The organism is Hyphobacterium sp. CCMP332 (assembly GCA_014323545.1).
Taxonomy (GTDB): Bacteria; Bacteroidota; Bacteroidia; order Cytophagales; family CCMP332; genus CCMP332.
Map to the genome: position 1 here is coordinate 2764409 of CP058647.1, position 18342 is coordinate 2782750.

An 18342-nucleotide genomic window follows, 5' to 3' on the forward strand; every position below is an offset into this window, starting at 1 on the left:
ATACTGTCGATAAATGGTAAAATACTTTTTAGAGATAATTATTAGCCTTGAGAATTGAAATTACTGTTATTCTGCAATTGCCCTTGCAAACTCAGCTGATCTGTTTTGCCAGGTATTGGCCGCGCTGAATTCAATTCTGGCATTGATGTCCTGTTTCTTATTTGACTGTAATGAGGCTTTTATTGCCTCGTTATACTCTGATGAAGTCTGAGCAATGGCAATTACTTTTTTAAATGAGAGTATATCTTCGGAGAAAGCCGTACTGACAACCGGTTTTGCCATGGCCAGATATTCATTAATTTTTAAGGGATATATATACCTGGTGAATTCTGTATTTTTAAAAGGAATGATACAAACAGCTGATTTTTGAATTAGTGCAGCGGCATCTTTTTGATTTTTTGGACCCAAAAGAATAAAATTACTATACATCTCCGATAGCAGATGAGCCTTTTCTGATTTAACGGGCCCTATAAATTGAAATTTTAATTTTTTGTTCGACTTTAGCAGCTCTCTCAACAACTCAAAATCTATTCGATCATCTACACTCCCCAGATAACTGACAAGTCGGCTATCTGAGTATGTAGGAACATAATTGAATAATGTGTTATCAAAACCGTTGAAAACAGTTAACACTCTTTTTGAACGTGTTGAAAACTTATTTTTTAGGGCAGTAGAGGAAGTGATAACCAAATCAGCCTTAGAGGCAAAAACGCTTTCATGTTCAGCATTTTTTTCTTTTGCCCATTTCATGGCTTCAATATTATCATAACTATAATAGATCGATTTTTTTGGAGACAAGTACTTTCTTAAATCAGCCCATTTCGGATTCATGGCGTTGATATAAATACAATCTTCTAATTTGAGCCTGGCATTTAGTTTTTTAATGCTTTTGCTCAATACATTTTGATTATATCTCTCGATTGTTTTCTTAATGGGTTTAAAAATTGGAAAAATGGGAGGGGCATTGAATACCAATATCTCGGATTCGTTTTTGGATTGTACTTTACGAAATCTCGATTTTAAACCTAGAATTCGCAGCCTGGGAATGTTTGGTTTGCTTAATAGGTCTTTCCAGGTATAGTGATAGTCAAGAAAGACAATGTTGAAATCAATCGCCAATGATTTCATTAATTCAACTGTAGATTTTTTATAGGACGAATCCCAAGATGGAAAACTATGACAGACAAGGGTTTGACTTTTATTCATTATGAGATTTGTATTGAAGTTTGTGACTGATTGATTAAAATTGATTTTACCATTTTGCGAAATTGGCTTCTATTTCTTGGGATTTCACCAATGACAGTTTCCATTTGGTCAGGTTTCAGGCCATTTAGCATGATATGCGGTCTTTGCCGGCTATTTCTTTTTATCAATTTCAAAGCCTGCTTATCAGCTTCGGTCCACTTTCTGGCAGCATTGCAGACCAAAATGTTCAAGTCGGTTTCCCTGAGTATTGAAATTGGAAAAGAATGATGGAGTACAGCGGGAATTTCATATATAATGATATCATTAGCTTCAAGAGCTTTTAAATTATAGTATTTATCCAGGTCATGTAATCCCTGAAGGTTGGAGTAGGCCTTTTCTTCCTTATGGATCTGTGAAGAATCCCCCTGCCTTCTGCTATTTGTAGTCTGTATTACATGGTATTTTAAATTATTCGTACTGGCGTATTCGCTTATTTTTTTCAAAAGAAAAGATTTTCCTTCTGATTCGTAATTGCTCAGGAAGGCTATTCTTACAGGTTGATGATTTGCTTTTTTAAGCGAATGAACATTTTGAAAAAACAGATTCAATGCCATATGGACTATTCTTGAATATGGAATATTTTTATTTTTTCGTTTTGCAATTAAAGGCAAGGCGCCAATAACATTCAATCCCGTGGTTTCTTTAGTAATTTTTGGGTTTTTTAATGAAGAATCGGTCAATTCCAAAGCAGTAATTATGAATAATGGAATAAATGCACCGGCAACCAAAGAAAGCACAAGCATTAAAACCCTTTTTGATTTTTCAGGAACAGCAGGAAAAAAAGGAGGGTCTATGACCTTGAGATTACTTGACATCAGCATATTGTATTTATGTAATCTAGCCTGATTATAACTGTGTAGATTTTCCAGGTATTCTCTTTCAGCGACGTCAATTTCTCTTTCCAGTCGCTTTAATGTGGACCCGAGAGGAGCAAACCTTTTATAAATCTGACCATATTCTTTGCGCATCTCTTTCATGGCTTGAATTTTAGCCCTTGACTCCACCTTAGTAATATTTTGATTCAACCATTTTGTAAGAATGTCCTTTGTATGCAATCCTTCTTTAGATGTGTTGATGTCTAAAATATTAGTAGCAGTAGAGTTGATCTCAGACTCAATTCCAATTTTTTTTCTCTCCAACTCAGACTTTCTCCAAATCGCATCCTGACTGTTGTTGGTTTCGGATAGTTCAATGAATGCGAGCTCGGAACTAATTGAACTAAGCTCTCTTCTTTTTTGAAATAATTCTTCCTGAATTAGGGCGAGTAAACTTTGATTATCAAGGTTTTTTTCGAGAATGGCTACTGCTGAATCTGCAGCATTTAAAATCTTTATTTCTTCCTGATATTTTTTATCCAATTCCTGTTTGTTGCCGGATATAAAGCGCGTTTGTTCATAATAATTGATGATTTGATTTTTAACACTGAAATTGAGAAGTTCATTTTCAGCATCCTTAAGTTTTGCTGCAGTTTGCTTTGTAGCCCGATCAAAGAAAGCCAATACTGATTCAGTTTGCCCCTCTTTTATGGCCTTATGCTTTCTTAGAAATATTCTTGTAAGGAAGCTGAGTGTTTGTTCACAAAAGTAGGGATCAATGGTTTTGTATTCCATTTTTATCATATCAGAATTGCCCTCCCTGCTTATTGAAATTTCTTCCAGCGATTCCAGGCCAAATAAGCGATGTTTTGAATGTAGTACTTCATATACTATGCTTTCTTTATTTTTTTCAAATTGCCTTTTTAATTCATGGTATAATTCAATTGAATCCTTTTTTAGCTCTTGCCGAATGGAAAAACTTTCGATTAATTCTGTCAATTCGTCACGGTTTGCATCCAGCACTAACAGACGGCCCATCTCCTGATCAATAATTGATTTTCCAATTAATCTTAGGGAGAGTTCGATAAGTGTTTCCGTGGAACTGGCAAGATTAATCAGATTTTCAATCTCATTATTTGTATAGGCATGGTCCACTCTACTTCCCTGTTCACTTTCAATATTATATCCTGAAACCAATCCTGTGTTGAGCAATGTATGGGAAACGTACTCCTTTTTCTGACCATTTGTAAACCAGAATGTAAAAGTACTCAGGAGCATGGCGCTTAACACTATGGTTTTGACATGCTTTAATACCATTTTTATAAATTCTTGTAAATTCATATTTCAAAGATTGGTTGGCCAACTAATTCAGTTAATAACCTCGCACATAATTGTGCCTGGCTTTTTGCTTTTTCAAAATTCACTTTGCTTGAATAATAAGTGTCGATGCTGCTTTTGTATACTTCAATAGAGATATTTCCCTGGCGAAAAGCATTTTCAGCAAAAGACTTATCGGTTTCATAGGTGTGGACTATCTCCGATAATAACTTCAGTTCTTTTAAGTGATATTCCAGATTATTGTATTGTTTTATAATCTCTGAATTTAAAAAGCTGAGGCTTTCTTGTTTCAAATGTTCGAGCTCCTCAATTCGAAATTCTTTGGCTTTTATCTGATGCTTACGGTTAGCAATTTTACTGACAGGGAGATATAGATTTATACCCAAATTATAAAATGTGTTTTTTCTATTGGTATAGTTTAATCCCTGGATTCCACTGTTATTGACCTCGTCAAGGACATTCCCTGTACCGTAATTTATATTTCCGGTTAAGAATATATGTTCCATCCAGTTTTTTTTGAGCCCGGATATTTCCTGGTTTATATTTAATTGCTGTGCTTCCATGGCTTTAAAAGCATTGGAATTATCTTGAGCAATTTGAAGGAGAAGTTCAAGGGGTTTCAATTTGTTTCCTGCACTTATTTCGGATTGTCCTTTAACCATTGAAACATGGATCAATAGATATAAAAACATTATTATTTTAATTGCATTCATGATTTTATAATTGAGATTTTTGAATAGTTCTTGACATCCACCATTGATTTTTCATAAATGGTTTTTCTAAATAATAGTAGGCAGGGATACTGATTAAAAGTAAAATGAGGAGAACCGGAATTCCGCTAAGTATAAGGTTTAAAAAATAGTTTTCAGATTTATGGATGCTGAAGATGAACGTATAAAACCCTTCAAATAAGGGCAGGTGAATGAGGTATATGGTATAGCACATTCCCCCTATAATCGTGGTGATTTTGTTTGAAAATAATAATCTGAACCATTTCCCTTTAAAAACTGAAATAAATAAGAAGATTAGGGCCGTTTCCATTATAAGACTGCGGATCAATTCCTCGGACCAGGTATATTGGATAAGGAGGAGAGAGGGAATAAAAACAATGTCCCAGAAATATGATTTTCGTTCAAAGAAATTGCCCCTGCTGTATAGGTCTGCGATAAAAATACCGGTTAAAAAATGTTGTAAATGGCCAAGGAGGCTCAACTTAAAAGGTATTAGCTGCCAGGCACAAATATTTTGTACACAAATGAATATACCTATCAAAATCAATATCAGAAATCTTCGACGCTTAATTCCTCTTACGTACAGATAACCAAAAACTAAAAACGGGGCAATGAGGTAATACTGAATTTCAACTTCCAGTGACCAGGACACAGGATTGATTATTGAAAGGTCCGTATATACGATGTTATGAATGTAAAAGATACTACTGAAAAAATGACCGAAAATGCCCTGCCCCCATCCCGACTTAATTGAAAAGACGATCATAAAAAAACTCATCCACAAAATATAAGTTGGTTCAAGTCTTGTGATGCGTCTTACAATGTATTTCCTATAGTTAAAATTTTCCTGCCTGGAGTTTTTAAAAAATGGAAGGGATATTATAAAACCGCTCAGGGTAAAGAAAATAAACACCCCCACAGAACCTCTGCTTAAAAGAAATGAAAACTGCTCTTCAAATCCGCTATTTAAACTCAGATCCGAATTGTATTTTATAATTCGCTCATTAAGATGCTGCATTAAAACCAGCATTATGGCCAGAAATCTGATACCATCAATCAATGGGATATATTTCCCTGTTGAAGTTTCTCTTTTAAGTAGTCCTGTTAATTTCTTAGCTACATTCATATTAGACACCTTCATTTTGGATCATGGCAGAAAATGTTTTCAAGAGGATTCCCAAATCCTTGAACAATGAATTATTCAGGGCGTAATTATTATCCAATTGTATTCGTCTGCATTTATTCATTTTATCTTTTCCTTTTTCTGTGACCTGCCATAGTCCTGTTATACCTGCTGGTGCCATAAAGCGTGCAACGGCTTCATCTGAAGTCAACTTTTCTGCCTCATACAATGGAAGAGGACGGTTTCCAACTAAGGACATATCACCTTTAATTACATTGATTAGCTGTGGTAATTCATCAATACTGGTTTTCCTGATGAATTTTCCGATCCTGGTTATTCGTGGATCATTTTTAATTTTTACAAAGGCATTTTCTGTTTCTGAGTATTTTTGCAGATAATAATCATTTTTGTCAATAATGAATCCATCCTGAATCAGCGAATTATTAGGTTGAAAATATGCAATTCCAGATCGCGTAATTATTTTTGAGTTAATTGTTGATTTTGCTTCGCTCTTGTATTGGTTTTGATCTGCCAATTTTTCGATCATTTGATCCGCTTCTGTGATCATTGATCTAAATTTGTAAAACTTGAAAACCTTGTAGTTCTTACCGGCTCTTAAGGAATAGTAAAAAACTGGTCCTTTTGATTCCAATTTTATTGCCAGTGCTACCAATACAAGAAGCGGGCTTAGTAATATGAGAAGTAAAGAGGCCGCAGCGATGTCGAATATTCTTTTTAAGATGAATGATTTTTTAATTGAGAGCATATTTTTTTTATTTCAAAGCTATTTCTAAGTGCCTGGATCATAGAATATTTTCGATGGACAGGAGGATTCTCCCGATGGACGTAATGGAATTATCGATAAACAAAAAAGCCCGAAATCTATTTCGGGCTTGTGTTTTGATTGTGATACTTGACTTTGAATTCTTATGAAACTTGTAACTTTGAATTAACCAATTCTACATTTTCAGAATTAATTAATCTACTTATTCTCAATTGTAATTCTTCCGGGTTGAATGGTTTGGAGATGCTGTCTTTTGCACCAAGACTCAATGCATGAATTCTCTGATCACTTTTGTCTTCATTCGTAAACATCAAAACGGGTCTGTTTCTAAGTAAAATGTGAAATTTTATATCTTCAAGGTACCTTGACTCTTCGGAATTCGCAGAGCAGTAATGGGACACAATAGCATCGGTAAAAAAACCAATTTCTACTTCTTCAAAAATACTCTTGAAGCTTTTAAATGATTTGACATTGTAATATTTACTTAAATAGTTATGCAAAAATAGTCGCATCATCGGATGCTTTTCTACAATCAGGATGTTCTTTTTCATGGGTTTTTTGATTAATTACAATGCGAATGTATTTGCTCAAAAAAAAATAAAGTGAAAAATTAGATGAGTTGTGAATATCCTTCGATTTGTTGCGCATTTTCATAGACAAAGGATTTGAAATCTCAACTCTGAAATAAGGAGATTAGATACTTCTTTAATTCTTTTTCTACTTCGATAGAAATCCCAAAATGGGAATAATTTCCGCATTCGAGAAAATTAATAATGTTTTTTATTTATAAAGTGCTGATATTCAATTTATTAAAATTTGGTTTGAAACTTGTTCATTGATTTCGCGTCTAAGCGAAGAGAAATGAATCAATTTGACATCGTATATAAACTGGATTCTGAATTAAATATTTTATTCGGCAACGAGGCTTTTTTTAATACTCTGAAATTGGACAGGCAGGCTGAGACATCCCTTTATGAAATTATATCTGAAGAGCATCATAAAGAGCTCGATGAATTAAGGGTCAGTCTTGAAAATAGTGAGTTTGAAAAACAATACATTGAATTGCCGTTTAATGATAGATCAAACGAAATAGTATGGCTGGGCCAATCAATAGAAAAAAGCAGTACTAAAGTTGAAAATCTCAAATTCATTGCTGTAGCCAAAAATCTCACTGAGAATATAAAAGCCAGAAAACTAGTGCTTTCAAATGAGCAAAAGTACAGAGAAATTATTGAGAATATAGATCTGGGCTTAATGGAAGTTGACCTTGAAGAGAATATATTATTTGCCAATGATTCATTTTGTAAAAGTACAGGCTTTAGTCTCCAAGAGCTAAAAGGAAAAAACGCGAGCGAAGTTTTTTCACCAGAGGATTCTCAATTCAGAGAAATTATCAGTACACACAATAAAAGGAGATTCAAGGGTGAGTCGAGTATTTATGAGATGCGTCTGACAAAAAAGGATGGCACACATTGTTGGATGATGATCAGCGGTGCACCGGTTAAGAATATTAATGGGAAAGTAATAGGCTCAATTGGAATTCATCATGATATAACAAATCGCAAACTGGAGGAAATCAATAAGAAGAAGTTGCTCGATGAACTGGAGGCCAGGAATGATGAATTATTAAAAAAGCAAGAATATTTGAATGCGATTAATGAATTTGTCACAGGACTAATGCATGCCAATACCATAGAAGATATTGTTAAAAAAATTACAGAAGATACAATAAAGAAATTCGAATTTAAAGACTGTGTCGTCTACCTTCTGGATGAAAGTAGAAAAAATCTTTTTCAAGTAAGTGCTTATGGTCCCAAAGATAATAAAGGTAAAATAGTTAACCCCATTGTTATTCCATTCGGTAAGGGCATAGTCGGAACAGTTGCCAAAACAGGTAGGCCGGAGATGATCTCCGATACAAGTCAAGATCCTAGATATATTGTAGATGATGAGATTCGTTTCTCAGAGTTGGCAGTACCAATAATTGCCGATGATGAAATAATAGGTGTGATAGATTCAGAACATCCAAAAAAGAACTTTTTTGATATTGATCATTTAAAGACGCTCACCACCATTGCAAATTTATCCGCTACCAAAATCAAAAGTTCGATTATCAGATCCAAAAAGAAACTTTCGGATCAGGCCTTGTCGGAAAGTGAAGAGAAATTAAGATCAATACTAAACTCAGCTCTTGATGCAGTTATTACTATTGATGAAAATGGGATCGTAACTGAATGGAATCCCCAGGCTGAAATACTCTTCAAATTCCGCAAAGATGAGGCCATTGGCAGAAAGCTATCGACATTAATTATCCCGGAGGAATTCAGATTGATGCACGATAAAGGAATGGAGCACTGGAAAAAAACCGGTGAAGGACCTGTATTAAATAAAAGAATTGAAATTACCGGCATTAATAAAGATTTGGAAGTATTTCCAATTGAATTGAGTATCGTACCTGTAATAAGCAAAGGTCAGCATTTCTTTTCCGCATTTGTAAGAGATATTACACCAAGAAAAAAAGCCGAAAAACAAATGCAGGATGCATTAGAGAAGCATAAAGAATTAAATGAGCTGAAATCAAGATTTGTCTCAATGACATCACATGAATTCAGAACGCCTTTAACGACTATTAAATCCAACATTGAACTTCTGGAATGGCAATTGGAGAAACAGAAGATGCAGATAAATCCGGGCATGAATAAAAACTTTGTGAGAATCGGATCTGAAGTAAAAAGACTTACAGAGTTAATGGACGACATATTGATAATAGGTAGAATTGAATCAGGGAAAATTCCATTTATTCCGGTATCGAATGATTATGTTTTACTAATGAAAGAGATTCTTGAAAATTCATTTTCAAGAAGGAAAGATGGAAGAAGCGTTGAGTTTTATTCCAATTGCGAAAAAATTATAGGCGATTTTGATCCAAACGTTTACGATCATATTATAAGTAATCTGATTTCAAATGCATTTAAATATTCCAAAGGCAAAGGAAATCCAGAACTGCATTTGAATTATAAAAACGATTATTTAGAAATTAAGGTAAAGGATAAAGGAATAGGAATTCCTAAAGAAGACCTTGAACAGCTCTTCGACTCTTTTTACAGAGCTTCTAATGTTGAAAACGTACAAGGTACAGGACTGGGCTTGGCAATAGTAAAAGAATTTGCTCAAATGCACTCCGCTACTATCGATATAAGCTCTGAAGTCAATAAAGGAACAGAAATCACAATAATTCAACCTTTAAACCTTAGTCAGAATAAAAGTATTAAATCCAATTCTATTTCAAATTAAATTAAAGAGACATGAAAAAATTCAAAATTTTAATCGTAGAAGACGATAACTTAATTGCAGAAAGTTTACAAGATATAATTTTAGCTCTTGATCATGAAGTTGCAGGTATTGCGGGCAATGCAAAATCAGCAATGGAAATGATACAACTTGAAAAACCGGATCTTGCACTTTTAGATATCCAAATAAATGGAAGTATTGACGGACTTGAACTGGCTGATATGATTAAAGCTGAATCCGATATTCCGTTCATATTTACCACGGCATTTGCAGATACAAGCACGCTGGAAAAAGCAAAGGAACTTGGGCCCTTCGGTTATATTGTAAAACCTTATGGTATTAAGGATGTAAATGCGGCCATTCAAATTGCAATGAGTAATCATTCTTCTGTTCAAAGTCTAAAAAAAACCAGTGATCAGGCAATGCTAAAGAATAATCACCTCTTCGTAAAAGCAGATTCCAGGCTTATTAAAATTAAGGATGATGAGATTTTATATGTGGAAGCAAAAGGGGATTATGCCATATTCAAGACTTCCTCAAAATCATACGTGGTTCATTCTACCATGAAAAATATCGAGAATAAATTGAGCAGTCGTAATTTTGTAAAAGTACATCGCTCATTTATAGTTAACCTGGACAAAATCGTAGATATTGAAGATACTAACTTGCTTATAAATGATAAAATCATTCCAATTAGCAGGTCAAACAAGAATGCTTTGATGGATAGAATTAACTTGATTTAATGAAAATCAGCTTCATGTCTCGACCTTCAGACCTTCATCTGAAGGTTTTTTTTTGTCACTTCATCGATAGATATTCTCAATTCATCGAAAAAACCCATCTATGGAAATTTTATGGGCGTATTTAGTAACATGAAAACATTAAAAATAGCAATACTGATAGCATTTGTAGCGGTTTACAATCTTCAGGCAGAACCATCAATTAATAAGTCATTTTCGGAAATTTCATTAAACAGTGATTGCACTTCAAAAAGTGAAATGAAATCCGATAAGCTCAATGCGATTAATCTTTCCACAAGTCTTGGTATGCTATACTATCAAAAGGCTATAGATGTGGTTGGCAAGATCAATGGCGAAGAGGACATTTTAAAGATTTTCAAAGTTCAACATGAAATGGTAGAATTATTACAGATTTCTCTTACCTATACTCATATGGCTTTAGTATTAGATTCCTCCAATGAAAAAGCAATTGTTTTGGAAGAAAATATCAATACAGCTTTAAACAGACCTTTTCAGAATAAACATTTGTTGACAACGAAATAATGAATATAATTTATAAAGAGTAAACCCAATGAATTGGCTCATTGGGTTTTTTTTTGTCATTAACTGTACTCAAGTTTGAATACTTTTGGTGGAATATGGCATTCAATATTACAATATTTTCCTTCTAAGCTCCTCCCGTTTTTTCTCAAATAATTGGGCATCCATACTGGTAAAATCTTTGGCTTGAAAAATACTTTTAATTCGCCCATCCTCGAGATAGGCGATGTCCTGGCAGATTTCCTTTAGGGAGGATGAAATGTGCGAGCTGAGTATTATGGTTTTACCTTTCTTATTTTCCTGCAAGAGGATTTCCTGTACCAGTTGAAAAGACTCGGCATCGAGGCCGTTGAATGGCTCATCGAGAATCAGAATGGCTTTGTCCAGACCCATACAGCCAATAATGGCCAGCTTTTTCTTCATTCCAGTTGAGAAATTATCGACGATACCACTCCCCGGTAAATCCATAATCTCCAGCCAATGTGCCGGTTCAAAATTCGGATTGTTCAGCGTAAAAAAATGCAAATACTCCGAGGCCATCATCCTGGGGTAGAAATAATTTTCCGCGGGTAGAAATGCGATTTCTGAGTCTGTTAATTTCGGATTTTCACCTGGCTCTTTCTCTAAACTAATTTCTCCGCTATAGTCCTTTCTCAATCCTTTAATACAATAGAAAAGGGTGCTTTTTCCAGAACCATTTGATCCCATCAATCCGTGTATCCGACCGCTTTCCCATTGTAGCTCGATTCCTTTTAATACTTCGGCGTTTTTTTTATATGAAAAATACAGGTCTTTTATACGGATCATAAATAGCTGTTTAAATTAAGAATGGCTCTTTTTCGATACCTCCAGAGATAAATAAAGGGAATAGGAATGGTAAAAGGAATCAAAAGAAAGGCCAGCATAATGGTCTGCAGACTTTGCATATCCGAATTGTCTTTGCCGGGTTCGTAAAAGCTAAATTTCAAATAAATACTCAGACATTGATGCACTGTCAACAATATGAAAATCCCAAATAGAATTGGAAATATTTCGATGCTGAGTACGACTGTTAAAATTAAAAGGGGCGTGCCGGAAATAAGATAATAGTACAAATGTTTTTTCAGATAATAATTCAGAAAAGCTCTTGCATTTTTTCCATAGGCCTGTATAAGTATCTGACTTTCATTGTATTGCAGCAGACTTAGAATTCTCAAATGCAATATAAATATGGCGAAAAAGACAAATGAGATGTGAATCACCTGGCATGCAGCAAGTAGTAGTAGTATTAGGTAAACAATAAACCCTTTTCTCAGTGCAATGGTCCAGGGCAGCAGGGCCAAATGAGCGATGGGAAATTTAATAAGCTTTCCAGTCTGAACACCTGATTTTAAGTCCAGGGAAAGAAAAAACAAAAAGGGAATAGAAAGGGCTGTGGCCTTTAAATTTCCAATTAATGCCAATATCAAAAGCAGAGGCAATGCGAACAGGCTATTTTGCAAGAATCGGATCCAAAAAGGAGAGGCCCCTAAGCTGATCAGAAAATCTTTTTCGTTTGGAGCATTGCTTTTGCCTGAAGAAAAAACGGTGGCAAAAAACAGGGCCGGAATTAGCGGGATTAAAAAGACCCAGATGGAAGAAAATGGGATGAACGGCAATATTTGAAAGAGGAAAATCAATCCTATGATGCTTAGAATTATTATCCTTGCAATACCAATTTCTGCAAGCAATCTGAAAAACTGATTGAAATGTACTCTGCAGAGATGGATCAATAAATTCAGATGGAATTGCATTCCTAATTTTAGTTTTTTTATTTTTTTGATAAAAATTTCAACACAGACAAAACGAAGATTGCATTGAATATTTTAGACGTACAGGATGTTTCTAAATCTTTTGGAGAAAATACCGCCCTGCAAAACGTTAGCCTGAGTATCTCAAAAGGAGAAATATTTGGTCTTCTGGGCCCAAACGGAGCGGGAAAATCTACCATGATCCGGATAATCACTCAGATCATCAAAGCAGATAGCGGTGAAATCTTAATAAAAGGCGAAAAGCTAAAACCCGAGCACATCGAGGTAATCGGTTATTTGCCCGAAGAGCGCGGTCTTTATAAGAAAATGAAAGTTGGCGATCAGCTGATGTATCTGGCGCGCCTGAAAGGACTTGAAAAAAGCGAGGCTTTTGAAAAGATAAAATACTGGATTAAAAAATTTGAAATTGAGGAATGGTGGAATAAAAAGATTGAAGACCTTTCAAAGGGCATGCAACAAAAGGTCCAGTTCATTTCTACGGTAGTGCACGATCCGGATATTTTAATTCTCGATGAACCGTTTTCCGGTTTTGACCCAATTAATGCCAATTTGATCCGCGATGAAATACTCCAGCTTCGCGATCAGGGCTGTTCGATCATTTTTTCTACCCACAGAATGGAATCCGTAGAGGAGTTATGTGATCATATTGCCCTGATCAATAATGCCAAAAAAATCCTGGATGGGCCTAAATTCGAAATTAAAGAAGCGCATAAAAAGCATTCTTACCGTGTGGAATACAAAGGGGATGATTTAGCACTGGCAGCCCCCTATGCCATCAGCTCTAATGCCACACTTCAGAATACAAACAAGGAGACAGTGATTATTGATCAATCAAAAGGAGATCCCAATGAGCTCATCAAATTATTGGCGCAGAAAGTAGAGATTCATTCCTTTTCCGAAATTATACCCAGCATGAATGATATTTTCATTTCAAAAGTACAGGAGGTCAATCATGGATAAGATCTGGCTCATTTTACAAAGGGAATACCTGACCAGGGTAAAGAAAAAGTCATTTATCATTATGACCATTCTGACGCCGGTTTTATTCGGTGCAATGATCTTTTTTGTGGCCTGGTTTTCAACTAAAAAAGGAGATAAAAAGGTCATAGAAGTCCTCGATGATTCGGGTTATTTTGAAAAGAAGCTGAAAAGCAATGAAGAGGTTAATTTTGTATTTATCGGCGGTGATTTGGAAAAAGCCAAAGCTGATTTTGAGGCACATGGCAGTTTTGGGCTTTTGTACATCCCTAAAATAGACATCGACAAACCCGATGGATTAAAGCTTTTTTCAGGACAGAACCCAAGTTTTGATTTGGTCAATATGATCAAAGGTCAGATCAGCGAGGAAATTCGTCAATTGCGTATATCCGATTTGGATATCGATGAAACAATGCTCGATAAACTCAATGTGGATGTCAATCTGAAAACCCTGAACATGACAGAAACCGGGGAAAAGGAAAGCAATGCGGGTGTCAATTTTGGAATCGGTTATATCGCCAGTTTTCTGATTTATATATTCATTTTTCTCTATGGTGCACAGGTCATGCGGGGAGTGATAGAAGAAAAATCAAGCCGAATTGTGGAAGTCATTATTTCTTCGGTAAAACCCTTTCAACTGATGATGGGAAAGGTTTTGGGCGTAGCGGCAGTGGGTTTGACCCAGTTCGTAATATGGGTGATCCTGATGTCTGCAGTCTCGGCATCGGCCAGCACCTTTACCGGAATCAATGAACTCAAAGATAATCCGGCGGTCACAAGAGGTGCGGATGTGGATTTTGAACAAATGGAAAACAATGAGGAGATAGCGGGAATTTTCAGGGCCATAGAAAACATTCCCATCGCACAAATCATTTCTCTCTTTATTTTCTATTTTTTGGGCGGATACCTGGTCTACGCTTCGCTATTTGCCATGGTGGGTTCGGCAGTGGATTCCGAGGCCGACTCCCAGCAATTCATGCTTCCGATTACCATTCCTTTGCTATTGGCTATTTTTAGTTTGGGCCCCGTTTTAAGCGATCCCAATTCCCAATTGGCATTTTGGTTGTCGATGATCCCTTTTACTTCGCCTGTGGTAATGATGGGCCGTATCGCCTATGGTGTAGCCGGCTGGGAAATAGCCTTATCCATGCTCTTGCTGATCGGCGGTTTTGTTTTGACCACTTGGGTAGCGGCGAGGGTTTACAGAGTGGGAATATTAATTCACGGATCGAAAGTGAACTACAAGGTCTTGGTAAAATGGTTTTTTCAGAATTGAACAATATAAATTAGAAATTAGAAATTAGAAATTAGAAATTAGGAATGAGCAATGAGCAATGAGCAATGAGCAATTAGTTTAACTTTTAGCCATTAACCATTAATATTTTCTTTTCTTCGCTCTAAATTTGAAGGGGACCCCGCAATGCGGCTTCGCCTTATGCGGGGATAGTCTTTTATTGAGGTATTATTATTTGATTCAACATTTTCATGCATGCTCATGCGAATTTCAACTTTCAACTTTAAACTCTAAACTTTAAACTTTAAACTTTTCATTTAGAACATAAAGTAGTTTTTGATCCAACGATTTTCTAATTTCGCGGCAAATTTGAACGGTCATGTTAAACTTTAAGGAAATAGCTTCTGTATCTATCATTTTATTCTCTGTAATAGATATTCTGGGATCGATTCCCATCATTATAAATCTGAGAAAGAAATTCGGGCATATCCAGTCTGAAAAGATATCCATTGTGGCCATTGTGATCATGGTTGCTTTTCTCTTTTTGGGAGAATCCATCCTAAAATTATTTGGTATTGATGTCTATTCATTCGCCATTGCCGGTGCAATTATCATTTTCTTACTCGGTATGGAAATGGTGCTCGGTGTAGAGATTTTTAAAGCCAGCCCCGGAGAGAAATCCTCATCCTCTGTAGTGCCCATAGCTTTCCCTTTGATAGCAGGAGCCGGTACCATGACGACCATTCTTTCTTTGCGCGCGGAGTTTGAACAAATCAACGTACTGGTCGGTATTTTTGTCAATATGGTTCTGGTTTATATCGTTTTAAAATCCAGCAATTGGCTGGAAAGAAAAATCGGCCAGGCGGGTTTTAACATTTTAAGAAAAGTCTTTGGAATAATCCTACTGGCCATTGCCATTAAGCTCTTCAAGCAAAATGTATTGCATTAAAAGAAGATGCCCAGATCGAGGGAAATAAAATTGATGGTGGCTTTTTGTTTTTCACCCTGTGGCCCGGGATCGGTTTGTTCCGATGCCAATACCATTCCGCTGTCATTGGTGAGATAAGCTCTTTTATTCAATTGATTTAATATTCCCTGATGGTAGCTAATGCCTGCAATGGCTGTGGTGTTTCCGGATATGTTGTATTCGATTCCCGCACCTATTAGAATACTCAAATTGAACAATCTTGAGTCATCATTAAAGTCACGATCCTCAATTTCCACATTGATATTGCTGTTGGGATCTGTAAAGTAATCTTCTGAACGATTGTAATTCACTGCAGCTACGGCTCCAAATTTCCCATAATAGTTAAGGGCATTTAACAAGGTGGTTCTCATTTTTAATGCAAGTGGCAATTGCACGGCGCTGGATTTAACATCGCTTTCTCCTCTTACTTTAAACTCCTGACCGAGTTGATTTCTGTAGATGTCCGGATAGCTCAGTTTTCCTCCGTAATTCAACAAATGCAATCCTGTGCTCAGAGAATAAGTGCCTGAAAAGAAATAATCCACATTAAAGCCCCATGACCAACCGGCTTTTGCTCCATTAGAACTGTAGGGGTCCGAACTAATGTTATACCAACTCAGATTTGGTGCAATGCCCAATCCAAATCGCACATCGCCGCTGTAATATTCCTGCGCCTGAAGATTATTGATAGAGAAAAGAAATAATACAGTGAAAATTGTTTTTAGGAATGTCTTTTTACCTTTCATCATTTCTTATTATTTAGAGCAATAATCAATGCTAAGTATTTCATGGCTCATTCGCAAATTAATACAATACCGGATAAAACCATTCTTCTAGAAGCATTGCAACGTGTAAAAAAATATATTCACAATACGCCCGTTTTGCAGAATAAGGGCATAAATGAAATCACCGGCTCAGTTTTATATTTTAAATGTGAAAATTTTCAGAAAATTGGCGCTTTTAAATTTAGGGGTGGAATCAATACGATTTTCCAGCTGAGTGAAGAAGAAATGCAAAAAGGAGTGGCCACCCATTCATCGGGAAATCATGGTCAGGCGGTGGCATTGGCGGCTAAAATGAGAAATATCACGGCCTATATCGTTATGCCCCAAAATTCAACCAAAGTCAAGATAGAGGCTGTCCGGTCTTATGGAGCAGAACTTATTTTTTGTGATAATTCTTTACAAGCCCGTGAAGATAAACTCAATGAAATCATCAGCGAAACCGGCGCTCATTTTGTACATCCTTATGATGATTATAGAGTGATTGCAGGTCAGTCAACATCAGCGCAAGAGTTAATTCAAGACTATCCCAAACTTGACATTATAATTACACCAATTGGTGGGGGAGGCCTCATTTCAGGAACTGCCCTGGCGGCAAAATATTTTTCACCCAGGACCGAAGTCATCGGTTCAGAGCCAGAAGGCGCCGACAGCGCAGCGCTTTCCCTTCAAAAGCATCGCTGGACGACCATTGCTGATCCGGAAACCATTTGCGATGGATTAAGAGCTTCGATTGGTAAGAAAAATTTTGATATTATTTCAAAAAATGTGTCTACGGTTTTTCGTGTCAGCGACAGGGAAGCAATTTCAGCTATGAAACTGATTTGGGAGCGAATGAAAATTGTAATTGAACCTTCCTGTGCCGTACCTTTGGCGGCGATTATTAAAAATAAGGATCGCTTTAAAAATAAAAGGGTCGGACTGATCCTCACCGGAGGAAATGTCGATCTGAATAGCGTCTCTGAATTGTTCAAAGAAATTTAAGATTGGATAAACCTAAATATTCACTCATTGTACCCGTCTATAACAGGCCGGATGAGATTAAAGAATTGCTGGAAAGCCTGGTGCCACAAAGCTATGATAATTATGAATTGGTTATTGTAGAAGACGGATCGGACATTCCCTGTGAGGATATCGTCAGTCAATATCAGGACAGCATCGAAATTCGCTATTTTTTTAAGGAAAATGCAGGTCCGAGTTATGCCAGAAATTTTGGCATGGACAAAGCCCTGGGCGAGTATTTTATATTTTGCGATTCCGATTGTATTCTGCCAAAGAATTATTTTCAAAATATTGATGAAGAATTAAAAAAGGAAAAAGTTGATGCTTTTGGCGGCCCCGATCGAGCGCATCCGAGCTTTAATGATCTTCAGAAGGCCACGAGTTATGCCATGACTTCTTTTCTTACTACCGGCGGAATTCGCGGAGGTAAAAAAAAGGTGGATAAATTTTACCCGAGAAGTTTCAATATGGGCATTTCCAGAGAAGTCTTTGAAAATGTAGGTGGTTTTCCCAAAACGAAAATGCATCCTGGCGAAGACATGGTCTTTACCATTGAAATCATGCGCAAAGGCTTTAAAACAAAATTATTGGAAGATGCTTATGTATTTCACAAGCGTAGAACATCATTGGCAAAATTTAAAAAACAGGTTTTTAATTTTGGTTATACCCGGGTAATCATCAGCAGGCTTTACCCTGAGACCTTCAAGATATTTTATGTCTTTCCGAGTCTTTTTATACTCGGCAACCTGGCATTGCTGGCCTTGGGATTTTACCAGCCGGTATTTTTCATTCCAATATCGCTTTACATCGTTCTGTTATTTCTCGATGCGCTGTTAAAAGAAAAAAAGCTGAGCGTGGCATTTTTATCCATTGCCACAAGTTTGACACAGCTTTGGGCCTATGGAACGGGTTTTATTAAAGCATGGTGGGATATCAATGTGAAAGGACGGGATAAGTTTGGAGTCATTTCCCGCAAATAAAT

The 18342-nt window shown here is 36.3% G+C and carries 17 protein-coding genes; 8 read left to right on the top strand and 9 right to left on the bottom strand.

Features of this window, described 5'->3' with window-relative positions:
- Positions 1-66: 66 nt before the first annotated feature.
- The 6 genes from HZR84_12195 to HZR84_12220 all read right to left on the bottom strand — a co-directional run bounded on the left by HZR84_12195 (position 67) and on the right by HZR84_12220 (position 6587).
- Positions 67-1206: a glycosyltransferase gene (locus HZR84_12195; protein QNL22671.1), complete on the bottom strand. Its 1140-nt coding sequence runs from the start codon at positions 1204-1206 to the stop codon at positions 67-69.
- Complete coding sequence (locus tag HZR84_12200; protein ID QNL22672.1) at positions 1206-3401, bottom strand: hypothetical protein; 2196 nt, start codon at positions 3399-3401, stop codon at positions 1206-1208. The genes HZR84_12195 and HZR84_12200 overlap by 1 nt, the downstream gene beginning before the upstream one ends.
- Positions 3398-4111, bottom strand: coding sequence for a TolC family protein (locus HZR84_12205; GenBank protein QNL22673.1), 714 nt, complete (start codon positions 4109-4111; stop codon positions 3398-3400). Before HZR84_12205 ends, HZR84_12200 begins: the two co-directional genes overlap by 4 nt.
- A 4-nt stretch (positions 4112-4115) precedes the next feature.
- Positions 4116-5255 carry an acyltransferase gene (locus HZR84_12210; protein ID QNL22674.1) on the bottom strand — a complete coding sequence of 380 codons (1140 nt, stop codon included), beginning with the start codon at positions 5253-5255 and terminating at the stop codon, positions 4116-4118.
- Position 5256: 1 nt separating this feature from the next.
- Entirely contained in the window at positions 5257-6018 is a 762-nt protein-coding gene (locus HZR84_12215) for a sugar transferase (protein ID QNL22675.1), read from the bottom strand.
- Positions 6019-6179: 161 nt separating this feature from the next.
- Positions 6180-6587, bottom strand: coding sequence for a response regulator transcription factor (locus HZR84_12220; protein QNL22676.1), 408 nt, complete (start codon positions 6585-6587; stop codon positions 6180-6182).
- A 310-nt stretch (positions 6588-6897) separates the two neighbouring features.
- Here HZR84_12220 and HZR84_12225 point away from each other — a divergent pair, with 310 nt between their 5' ends.
- The 3 genes from HZR84_12225 (at position 6898) to HZR84_12235 (ending at position 10610) form a co-directional block, all read left to right on the top strand.
- The gene (locus tag HZR84_12225) at positions 6898-9330 is read left to right on the top strand and encodes a PAS domain S-box protein (GenBank protein ID QNL22677.1); all 2433 of its coding nucleotides are present in this window, start codon (positions 6898-6900) and stop codon (positions 9328-9330) included.
- 11 nt (positions 9331-9341) lie between these two features.
- Positions 9342-10070: a response regulator gene (locus HZR84_12230; protein QNL22678.1), complete on the top strand. Its 729-nt coding sequence runs from the start codon at positions 9342-9344 to the stop codon at positions 10068-10070.
- Between the two features lie 129 nt (positions 10071-10199).
- Complete coding sequence (locus HZR84_12235; protein ID QNL22679.1) at positions 10200-10610, top strand: hypothetical protein; 411 nt, start codon at positions 10200-10202, stop codon at positions 10608-10610.
- A gap of 108 nt (positions 10611-10718) precedes the next feature.
- On the opposite strand, the gene HZR84_12240 is transcribed toward HZR84_12235, so the two are convergent.
- The gene (locus HZR84_12240) at positions 10719-11414 is read right to left on the bottom strand and encodes an ATP-binding cassette domain-containing protein (GenBank protein QNL22680.1); all 696 of its coding nucleotides are present in this window, start codon (positions 11412-11414) and stop codon (positions 10719-10721) included.
- Positions 11411-12379 carry a hypothetical protein gene (locus HZR84_12245; protein ID QNL22681.1) on the bottom strand — a complete coding sequence of 323 codons (969 nt, stop codon included), beginning with the start codon at positions 12377-12379 and terminating at the stop codon, positions 11411-11413. Before HZR84_12245 ends, HZR84_12240 begins: the two co-directional genes overlap by 4 nt.
- A gap of 63 nt (positions 12380-12442) precedes the next feature.
- Between HZR84_12245 and HZR84_12250 the strand changes: the two genes are divergently transcribed.
- The 3 genes from HZR84_12250 to HZR84_12260 all read left to right on the top strand — a co-directional run bounded on the left by HZR84_12250 (position 12443) and on the right by HZR84_12260 (position 15558).
- On the top strand, positions 12443-13357 hold the full coding sequence (locus HZR84_12250; protein ID QNL22682.1) for an ATP-binding cassette domain-containing protein: 915 nt from the start codon (positions 12443-12445) through the stop codon (positions 13355-13357).
- Positions 13350-14651, top strand: coding sequence for an ABC transporter permease (locus tag HZR84_12255; GenBank protein QNL22683.1), 1302 nt, complete (start codon positions 13350-13352; stop codon positions 14649-14651). The genes HZR84_12250 and HZR84_12255 overlap by 8 nt, the downstream gene beginning before the upstream one ends.
- A gap of 337 nt (positions 14652-14988) precedes the next feature.
- A complete protein-coding gene (locus tag HZR84_12260; protein ID QNL22684.1) occupies positions 14989-15558 on the top strand; it encodes a MarC family protein in 570 nt (189 codons plus the stop codon).
- On the opposite strand, the gene HZR84_12265 is transcribed toward HZR84_12260, so the two are convergent.
- Entirely contained in the window at positions 15555-16325 is a 771-nt protein-coding gene (locus HZR84_12265) for a PorT family protein (GenBank protein ID QNL22685.1), read from the bottom strand. The genes HZR84_12260 and HZR84_12265 overlap by 4 nt on opposite strands.
- 39 nt (positions 16326-16364) lie before the next feature.
- Between HZR84_12265 and HZR84_12270 the strand changes: the two genes are divergently transcribed.
- Both HZR84_12270 and HZR84_12275 read left to right on the top strand, forming a co-directional pair.
- Positions 16365-17342 (top strand): pyridoxal-phosphate dependent enzyme, encoded by a 978-nt coding sequence (locus HZR84_12270; GenBank protein ID QNL22686.1) that lies wholly within the window; start codon positions 16365-16367, stop codon positions 17340-17342.
- A complete protein-coding gene (locus HZR84_12275; protein ID QNL23256.1) occupies positions 17324-18340 on the top strand; it encodes a glycosyltransferase in 1017 nt (338 codons plus the stop codon). The genes HZR84_12270 and HZR84_12275 overlap by 19 nt, the downstream gene beginning before the upstream one ends.
- Positions 18341-18342: the final 2 nt, after the last annotated feature.